This is a genomic window from Sphingobacterium bovisgrunnientis, assembly GCF_009829085.1.
GTDB lineage: Bacteria > Bacteroidota > Bacteroidia > Sphingobacteriales > Sphingobacteriaceae > Sphingobacterium > Sphingobacterium bovisgrunnientis.
Genome location: NZ_WUQY01000042.1, coordinates 20,851 through 29,018 on the forward strand (window position 1 = coordinate 20,851; position 8,168 = coordinate 29,018).

The following is an 8,168-nucleotide window of genomic DNA, read 5'->3' on the forward strand; positions in this document are numbered from 1 at the left end:
CCTTATTTTAATGAATCAGCTACGTAAGGTAATAAGCCTACGATACGCGCACGTTTCACAGCTTGAGCAACTTTACGTTGGAATTTCAATGATGTACCAGTAAGACGACGAGGTAAGATTTTACCTTGATCGTTAACGAATTTCATTAAGAAGTTAGCATCTTTATAATCGATATATTTGATACCATTCTTTTTGAAACGACAGTATTTTTTACGGTTGTCCTCTACTTTAGGAGCAGTCACGTATTGGATGTTTTCCTTTGACATTATTTTGCTACCTCCTCAGTTTTAGTTTCAGCTTTCTTGTTGAATGCACCGCTACGTTTTTTCTCGCTGTAAGCAATTGCATGCTTATCTAAAGCGATAGTCATAAAACGCATAACACGCTCATCACGCTTGTATTCAAGCTCTAATTTTTTAATTAATTCACCTGGAGCCTTGAATTCAGTTAAGTGATAAAATCCAGTAGATTTTTTCTGGATTGGATACGCTAATTTTCTCAAACCCCAATTATCTTCAGCGATAATTTCGGCTCCGCCTTCTGTTAAGATGTTTTTGAATTTGGCAATTGCCTCTTTCGCAGCATCTTCTGAAAGCAACGGGGTAAGAATGATTACAGATTCGTACTGTTGCATTGTTTAAATAATTATTTTAATTTAAATATTTCCGCACTTACGGAAGTGCAAAAGTAGATAAAAAATATTATTTATCAAAGGGTTTACATAAATATATGTTGAATGTTTTTGTATTGATTATATCTGATCAAAATATACTATCTACTGGTATTCCCAATTCATTGATTTGTTAAATGATGTTGTTTAACTTTTTGTTAAAAAATATAATCGACAAGGTGGTTTATTTTAGCATTTCACTAACAAACAAAGTATTATGATTAAAAGTTATTTTTTTATTGGGAGCTGCTGCTTGTTAATTGGCAATGAAGTGCTAGCTCAAGAAAAACCAATTAGCTATGAATTTCAGACAGGATTTACTCTTTCTACCACGAAGGATAAATTAAACTTATCGAAGTGGGGAGTAGGTATGTATTCAAAAGGATTGATCGATTTTAGAATCACACCAAATTTCAGTATTGCTACTGGTTTAGGGTACAGGTACGAACAGTTTGACTCCAAATATGGAACCACAATTAACACGAATGAAGGATACGTATTTTACTAATCTGGAGTAGGAAATATGCAGCGTCATTGGTTAGATGCGCCTATTCTGTTTAAAGGACATTTTAAACTCAATTCAGATAATAAACTTGAAGTTTTTTCCGGACCTAATTTATACATCTTCACAGGAGGGAAAATAAAAGATTTGAAGACTGGGGAGATTTATAAAATTAAACCGGATAAATTTAGTGATAGAATTGATTACGGTTTGAGTATGGGCGTTGGTTATATTATAAAAGAAAGATGGTCAATGAATGTTAATTACAACATCGGTTTAAGAAAGGAACCGCCTGTTAATGAATTAAGTTCCACAACTCGAAGTTTATCATTGGGGGCTGGTTATAGATTTTAAAGAAAACTAAAAAGACAACCATCAAAATTTTTGCATGGTTGTCTTTTTTTTAACAATGTCCAATATTGTGTTGTTAGGACTTCTTTACTAATTTTCCGCTAGAAGAAGTTTTATTTTCTAAAATTTGAGTAGGTTCTTTTGTATATGTAATATTTGCGGACGAGGATAGGTTACTTCGTAATGTTTGGGCTGTCGTAATGTTTAATTTAGCGGAAGAACTGCCATCACACACTACGTTCCGAACAGAAGCCTGCGTTAAATCCAATTTTGCTGAAGAACTCATTTTTATATTGGAATCTTCAATTTTGCCAGCTAAGAATATTTTTGCGGAACTCGATGCAGAAATGTTAAGTTTTGATGCGTCAACATGGGCGTCAAAGTTTGCAGAGGAACTAACTTGGATTTCCAAGTCATTTGCTTTAATATGACGGGCATTAATATTTCCTGATGAAGTTGATACGATAGATATGGATTCTGATGCTATCGGAGCATCGACTACTAATCTTGCACTTGAGAAGGCTTTTAAAGATTTTAGTTTAGAATTCGAATAAACGGTTATTTTATTCTGTTTTAGGCTGTTGATATTTGTATTTGGTTTGTATTGAATAGTCAAAACTTCATTTTTGACTTCGGTAAGTATTAATTCAATGTGATTTTTGTTTGCACAATCAATTACAATTTCATTCTTGTTAGATTCAATGTACGATACATTCAGGTTGGTTGCAACTGAGATGCCATGATGCGACGTTACTTTGCGAATTTCTTTGTGCTGTGCATTTACAGAAGCGAATAGTAAGAATGTTAGTAATAGTGTGCTGAGTTTTTTCATGATAATAGTTTTATAATGTGAGCTAATATAATTATTTAATTTCGTCAATCTCTATCGCGAGTGTCATCAATTTTTGTTTGAGTAAATGAATCTGCGATTCCAATTGATCGTACATATCTGCCCGGTTATCCAATTCATCGGCAGAATATTCTCCGCCATTCCCAAAGTATAATAATGAATTAGGAGCGGAATTCTTATCAATTTGTCCAAATTGCGACCATTTATCAATGATTTCCTTTCGTAGAGAATGATTACTTTGATCCTCATGATTGAGGTAATACCAAATAAAAGACGGAATTAACGAGGACACAGTTGGGCCTTCCCAAATGTCGCGTAGGATATTACGGTCGTGTAAAAATTCAATTTTCCGTTTATTGAATAACATCGTAAGACCTAATCCAGCTTCAGCTATACCTGTGCTAATGCCGACAGCATTGCTTGCTTTCTCATCTTTGATGACACCACCAGTCAAGATGGCTCCAGTAGCCCCTAATACAATTGCGCCAATAGTGAGTTTGGACTCTAAACTTCCTTGCTATTCGGATAAATAATGCGCAATCTGACTTACACGTTCTTCTTCGCAATCCAATTCCGATGAAACGGCTGAAATAACCAATGAAGCATTATTGATTTGGTGATCAATAGCTTGTTTCAACTCCAAAATTTTTAATCTTCTTTCGGTATCATTTAAATTTCAAATAGCATTAATGACTTGGCTGTATTCATTGAGATAAGTAATAATTCCAATCGTATTGGCAATATGCAAACTTCCTGATGAAATCTGCTTTTTCAAGGTGGTATCAATCTTAATGTGATCTGAAGGCTGCGGAAAGTCGTGTAAGGTGTAGCTGTATTGGTTCTGCTGATTATATTTACTTGCTATGATTTGTTTGTTGATATTTGCGTCTTTTATAGAGCCGCAAGAACATACAGCAATTACAAGTAGGAAATATGAGATAGTGTGAATTTTCATAATTCAAGTTTTCTTTTTACTAAATATAATTAATATTGTGATTTCTTCACTTATCTTTTGATTTCTATATTTGTCTATGACGTTAATCGAGCATTTCAAAAATTTATATCAAATCGATGATGAATTAGAAGAATTTTTTGATTCTATCAGCGAAACGAGGGAGTTCGCAAAGGGCGAATTTATTTTTGAACCGAATAGTTACCTGAGACATATTTATTTTGTGGAATCTGGATTCACACGCGTCTATTATTACAAGAATCGAAAGGATATAACGCATTACTTTTTCGGTGAAAACACTTTCAGTACAGGTATTGAAAGTGTTTTTTACCAAAAGCCAAGTTTATTTGGTTTCCAAGCATTAGCCTCATCAAAAATTACATTACTGCCTTTTGCGCCTATACGTGAGATGGCGAATAAAAGTATTACGATGAACCATATCATCGAGAAAATACTTTTGGATAATCTTATTTCTTTTTCAAAAAGATTTTACAATAGCCAATTTGAAACAGCTCATGAGCGATATGAATCATTATTAACTGAAAATCCATCCTTACTCCAAAATGCGAGCTTAGGTCATATTGCTTCATATTTAGGTGTATCTCAACAAACATTATCCGTAATTCGAGGAATGAAGTAATTTCATTTTTTAAGATATCTGAAAAATTTTCATTAAAACAAACACGACCTTTGTGTTGTTGTAGGAAATACAAATAATGTTTTATGAAAAAAAATATCTTAATAATTATTTATGTTTTATTGATTGTATGTGGATATCAATCTGATACGTATGCGCAAGAGCAATTGCAAACTTTCAAATCAAGTGTTGTAAAGGCATTAGACCACAATAAATCTATTCAGAATGCTAAACTGGAAAATCAAAAAGTAGCATTGGATCGGGAAGAAGTCCAAGGTAAACTATTACCTAAGGTTTCTTTGAATGCGCTTTATGGTTATGTGAACTCGGGGCTAGACATTGATTTGCCAACGCAACAGCTGCCTATCACAGGCATAAACCTTTTTGAAGGAATTACCAAAGGAAACATTTCTTCTCAAGTCTTTACTACGGGTGTCACAGCCACCCAGGTGCTATTTAGTGGATTGCAGATTACGAATGGCCAAAAGGCTTTGGAACATAAATACAAAGCACAAGCATTACTTACGGAAGCTGGATATGATCAATTGGCACAAGAAGTCATTACTTCCTATGATCAGTTAATGTTACTTAAAGAAGTGGATTTGCTAATTACTGATTCCGAAAAACGCCTTAATAAAGAGCATCTTAAAGTAGTAAAAGCAATAGAGAATGGCGTAGCTATTCCTTACGATCGTGATAAAATTAAGTTGGCGATGTTGGAATTGGAAAGTAAACGTGCTGAAGTGGAGAGCAATCGCGAATTATTGTATTATAAATTGGAAGAATTAACAGGACTTGCTACGGAAGAATTAAAAGAAGTAAACTATCCACTAGAGCAAATCGTGTTGACCGATGAGGCTACAGTGATGAATCGTAAGGAATTGGAAGCATTAGAAGCTTCGCATAAAGCTTTGGAATACGTTTTGAAAAAGGAAAAAGGAGCTCAATTGCCGATGGTATTTGCATTTGGAAATGTTTCCTATTTAAATGCATTTCATATGAAAACTACCATCAAAGATATACCGCAGTTAGGTGATCTTCATTTTAAATCAAATCATCTTCGTATGGCTCCAAATTTTGCGGTTGGTGTAGGAATGAAATGGAATATTTTTGAAGGAAAGTCTCACAAAGCTCATATTCAAAAAGCCAAATTGGATTTGCAAATTCAAGACAACAAATTAGCAGATACAAAAGAAAAGCTTGGTTTATTGCAACGCAAAACACAATCTGACTATGAGTTAGCATTAAAAAAAGTGTCTGTGAACCAGCAACAAATGATTATCGCCAAAAATAACTTGCACTTGGCATCTCGCCAATTTGAAGAAGGCTTGCAAGATGTAACCGAAAGATTGGAAGCGGAAAATGAATACTACAAGCAATCACTGAATTATTACCATCAGGTATTGAATCAGCGTATGACGGCGACTGAAGTATTGAAATCAAACGGAAATTTATATCAAACCATTATAAGATAATCATGAAAAAAATAACATATACCCTAGGATTTTTAGTGATGATGCAAAGTTGTTCATCCGAAAAGGTAGATAAAAAGATAGAAGGAAAAATAGAAAGAGAACAACTGTCTGTAACAACTAAAATTCCTGGGAAAATCCAAAAGATTCTAGTAGAAGAAGGTCAATTTGTGCAAAAAGGAGATACCTTAATAATACTCGAATTGCCAGAAGTAGACGCCAAAGCAGCACAAGCGCAAGGCGCATTGGAATCTGCGCAAGCCCAATATCAAATGGCTATAAAAGGTGCGACAGATGGTCAGTTGAAGCAGTTACGTGCGAAGGTAGATGGATTAAAAGAACAATACGATTTTGCGGAGAAGTCATTGAACCGTATGCGTAATTTGTTGCAAGATTCATTAGTTTCTCAACAAAAATACGATGAAATATACGCGAAATATCAAGGTGCTAAAAATCAATATTTGGCAGCGCAAGCGGAGATAGCTGATGTAGACCATGGTGCACGTATCGAACAACAACAAATGGCATTGGGACAAAAGGAACGTGCATTAGGTGCCGTTTCGGAGGTTAATGTAGCTGCACAAGAGCGATATATTATTGCCCCTCAGGATATGACTATAGAGACTATCAACCTCAAAGTAGGGGAGTTGGCTATGGCTGGCTATAGTTTAGCTTCAGGTTATATCACGGATGGCACGTACTTCCGTGTGACTATTCCAGAGCGTAAAGTCAAAGATTTCCAAAAAGGAGCAATTAAGCTATTGTGTATTCCCTATTTGGAAAATAAAGAAATACAGGCGCGTGTAGAAACAATTAAAACATTGACATCCTATGCGAATATCAGTACTGCATATCCGGATTTTGAACAACAGGAAGCGATGTTTGAAATTCGTTTGAAACCTACTTACGCAGAAGAATGTAAAGATTTGCTGACTAAAGCAACATTCATAATCGAGGCTTCTAAATAGGGTTATTATGAAGAACTTTGTAAGTTTAATAAAACGAGAATTTCAATTATTCTTTCAGAATAAAGTCTTGATGGTCCTTTTTTTTGGTGCGCCAATAATGTATGGGATTTTGGTTGGTTCCGTATATAAGAAGGGGACAGTCACTGATATTCCGATTATTGTTGTCGACGAAGATCAGTCTCCACTCTCGAGACAATTAATTGATATGTTCAATGAAAATGAAGTGATCTATGTAGCTTCCGTATTGCCTGATAATTTTAATTCTCGTGAAGAGGCATTACGAAAAGAGGCTACTGTAGTGGTGACTATTCCAAAGAATTTCTCTTCGAATATCAATTACAATCGACCGACAGAATTGACATTATTCGTTAATACTTCAAATACGGTAACATCTAATTATGCGATGATGGCAGCAAATATATGTGCGGGAACATTGAAAGTAGGGATTCAGGTTAAATCTTTGGAAAAAAAAGGTGTGCCTGCTTATGCAGCAGCACAGCAATATGAACCATTCAAAACCACGATTATAAAACAGAATTTTCGTTCAGGAAATTACCTTTATTTTATGTTGCCAGGTGTATTGTTGACGGTATTTCAACAGGTTATGATGTTAGGTTTGGCACTGAGCTTTGCTTCAGAATTTGAAAATGGCACATTCAAAGATTTAGTTTCAAGAACGACGAATGTATTTGAATTACTATTGGTAAAAATAACACCTTATTTGTTGATGTCTATTTTTATCTATGCTCTATATTATGGTTTTTCAATTTTGTATCGCATGCCAATCGAGATTGAAGGTTTTGCGTTTTGGGGTAGTACTATTTTATTTCTACTATCGGTAAGTTTTCTGGGTACACTCGTAAGCATTGCTATCCCAACACAGCTAAAAGCTACAGAAATTTTGATGGTAATCGCTACACCATCGTTTATTTTGAGTGGATTTACCTGGCCGTTAAGCCAAATGCCAGCTTGGGTGGTTAGTATTGCAAATTGTATTCCGTTGACACATTATCTGCAAATATTCAGAACACTTGTGATAGAAAAAGGAAGTACTGATTTAATTTTAGATTCAATTTTAGGATTAGCTAGTATAACTTTAGCGACTTCTCTGCTCTCAATTTTGCTGTTACAGTATAAAATTCATAAAATGAAGAAAGAAATTAGTAATTAGAAATTGTAATATGCATTTTATCCTAAGGAGTTCTATTTTAAATAGTAAACTCCTTTTTTATGTAAAATGAATTAATAATTTGAAATATTATTTATAAGTAATAATTTATGTAAATGATAAAAGTGTTATATTTAGGCATAATTCTTATTAGCCTACCCGCCTATGAATTTTAAGAAAACGATTTTTATAACGTTTTTTATATTATTTATTTTTAATTGCTTTGGTAATTCTCCATCGGAGGAATTGTTACGTTTCAATGATTCCATACAAAATGTAATAAAGAAGGAGAAGGATTATATTTTATTGCGTAATAATATCACGGATTTATTAAATAGAAACTATGCAAACAATAAGCCTTTTGTCATAGATTATATAGAAAAGAATATCCTAAATAATCCAACTTATACAAATGACACCTTATTCTACGCAAACACCTTAAATACATATGCAATTTGTTTTCTGGTATCCGATGTAGATAGATGTATTGAGATCGCGAAACAGGGAATCAATTATATTGGAAATCATTGTTGTCCGGTAAAACGGATATTTAATTTTATTTGTTGATTCAAGTTCGTTCTGAGGTTGTTTTCTTACT

11 protein-coding genes are annotated in these 8,168 nt (G+C 34.0%); 6 read left to right on the forward strand and 5 right to left on the reverse strand.

The window, feature by feature from the left end:
- Nucleotides 1-2: 2 nt before the first annotated feature.
- Complete coding sequence (gene rpsR, locus GOQ16_RS15490) at nt 3-266, reverse strand: 30S ribosomal protein S18 (RefSeq protein ID WP_149915452.1); 264 nt, start codon at nt 264-266, stop codon at nt 3-5.
- On the reverse strand, nt 266-634 hold the full coding sequence (gene rpsF, locus GOQ16_RS15495) for a 30S ribosomal protein S6 (RefSeq protein ID WP_149915451.1): 369 nt from the start codon (nt 632-634) through the stop codon (nt 266-268). The genes rpsR and rpsF overlap by 1 nt, the downstream gene beginning before the upstream one ends.
- Nucleotides 635-887: 253 nt before the next feature.
- Between rpsF and GOQ16_RS15500 the strand changes: the two genes are divergently transcribed.
- Together GOQ16_RS15500 and GOQ16_RS15505 are read left to right on the forward strand one after the other, a co-directional pair.
- A complete protein-coding gene (locus tag GOQ16_RS15500) occupies nt 888-1,178 on the forward strand; it encodes a hypothetical protein (protein WP_160070121.1) in 291 nt (96 codons plus the stop codon).
- Between the two features lie 15 nt (nt 1,179-1,193).
- Entirely contained in the window at nt 1,194-1,526 is a 333-nt protein-coding gene (locus GOQ16_RS15505) for an outer membrane beta-barrel protein (protein WP_160070122.1), read from the forward strand.
- 73 nt (nt 1,527-1,599) lie between these two features.
- Here the strand turns inward: GOQ16_RS15505 and GOQ16_RS15510 are convergent, their stop codons facing one another.
- From GOQ16_RS15510 to GOQ16_RS15520, 3 genes are all read right to left on the reverse strand, one after another.
- On the reverse strand, nt 1,600-2,355 hold the full coding sequence (locus GOQ16_RS15510; protein ID WP_160070123.1) for a GIN domain-containing protein: 756 nt from the start codon (nt 2,353-2,355) through the stop codon (nt 1,600-1,602).
- Nucleotides 2,356-2,386: 31 nt separating this feature from the next.
- Nucleotides 2,387-2,827, reverse strand: a complete 441-nt coding sequence (locus tag GOQ16_RS15515; RefSeq protein WP_160070124.1) for a hypothetical protein — start codon at nt 2,825-2,827, stop codon at nt 2,387-2,389.
- 222 nt (nt 2,828-3,049) lie between these two features.
- Nucleotides 3,050-3,328 (reverse strand): hypothetical protein, encoded by a 279-nt coding sequence (locus GOQ16_RS15520; protein WP_160070125.1) that lies wholly within the window; start codon nt 3,326-3,328, stop codon nt 3,050-3,052.
- A gap of 76 nt (nt 3,329-3,404) precedes the next feature.
- Here GOQ16_RS15520 and GOQ16_RS15525 point away from each other — a divergent pair, with 76 nt between their 5' ends.
- The 4 genes from GOQ16_RS15525 (at nt 3,405) to GOQ16_RS15540 (ending at nt 7,573) form a co-directional block, all read left to right on the forward strand.
- Nucleotides 3,405-3,965, forward strand: coding sequence for a Crp/Fnr family transcriptional regulator (locus GOQ16_RS15525; RefSeq protein ID WP_160070126.1), 561 nt, complete (start codon nt 3,405-3,407; stop codon nt 3,963-3,965).
- An 83-nt stretch (nt 3,966-4,048) separates the two neighbouring features.
- Nucleotides 4,049-5,437, forward strand: coding sequence for a TolC family protein (locus GOQ16_RS15530; RefSeq protein ID WP_160070127.1), 1,389 nt, complete (start codon nt 4,049-4,051; stop codon nt 5,435-5,437).
- A 2-nt stretch (nt 5,438-5,439) separates the two neighbouring features.
- The gene (locus tag GOQ16_RS15535; protein ID WP_160070128.1) at nt 5,440-6,402 is read left to right on the forward strand and encodes an HlyD family secretion protein; all 963 of its coding nucleotides are present in this window, start codon (nt 5,440-5,442) and stop codon (nt 6,400-6,402) included.
- Nucleotides 6,403-6,409: 7 nt separating this feature from the next.
- On the forward strand, nt 6,410-7,573 hold the full coding sequence (locus GOQ16_RS15540) for an ABC transporter permease (RefSeq protein ID WP_160070129.1): 1,164 nt from the start codon (nt 6,410-6,412) through the stop codon (nt 7,571-7,573).
- Nucleotides 7,574-8,168 lie beyond the last annotated feature (595 nt).

Excerpts from the sequence above, each read along its gene's own strand:
- rpsF (WP_149915451.1), bottom strand. The coding sequence starts at position 634 with ATGCAACAGTACGAATCTGTAATCATTCTTACCCCGTTGCTTTCAGAA.
- GOQ16_RS15505 (WP_160070122.1), top strand. The coding sequence starts at position 1,194 with ATGCAGCGTCATTGGTTAGATGCGCCTATTCTGTTTAAAGGACATTTT.
- GOQ16_RS15500 (WP_160070121.1), top strand. The coding sequence starts at position 888 with ATGATTAAAAGTTATTTTTTTATTGGGAGCTGCTGCTTGTTAATTGGC.
- GOQ16_RS15525 (WP_160070126.1), top strand. The coding sequence starts at position 3,405 with ATGACGTTAATCGAGCATTTCAAAAATTTATATCAAATCGATGATGAA.
- GOQ16_RS15535 (WP_160070128.1), top strand. The coding sequence starts at position 5,440 with ATGAAAAAAATAACATATACCCTAGGATTTTTAGTGATGATGCAAAGT.
- GOQ16_RS15520 (WP_160070125.1), bottom strand. The coding sequence starts at position 3,328 with ATGAAAATTCACACTATCTCATATTTCCTACTTGTAATTGCTGTATGT.
- rpsR (WP_149915452.1), bottom strand. The coding sequence starts at position 266 with ATGTCAAAGGAAAACATCCAATACGTGACTGCTCCTAAAGTAGAGGAC.
- GOQ16_RS15510 (WP_160070123.1), bottom strand. The coding sequence starts at position 2,355 with ATGAAAAAACTCAGCACACTATTACTAACATTCTTACTATTCGCTTCT.
- GOQ16_RS15540 (WP_160070129.1), top strand. The coding sequence starts at position 6,410 with ATGAAGAACTTTGTAAGTTTAATAAAACGAGAATTTCAATTATTCTTT.
- GOQ16_RS15530 (WP_160070127.1), top strand. The coding sequence starts at position 4,049 with ATGAAAAAAAATATCTTAATAATTATTTATGTTTTATTGATTGTATGT.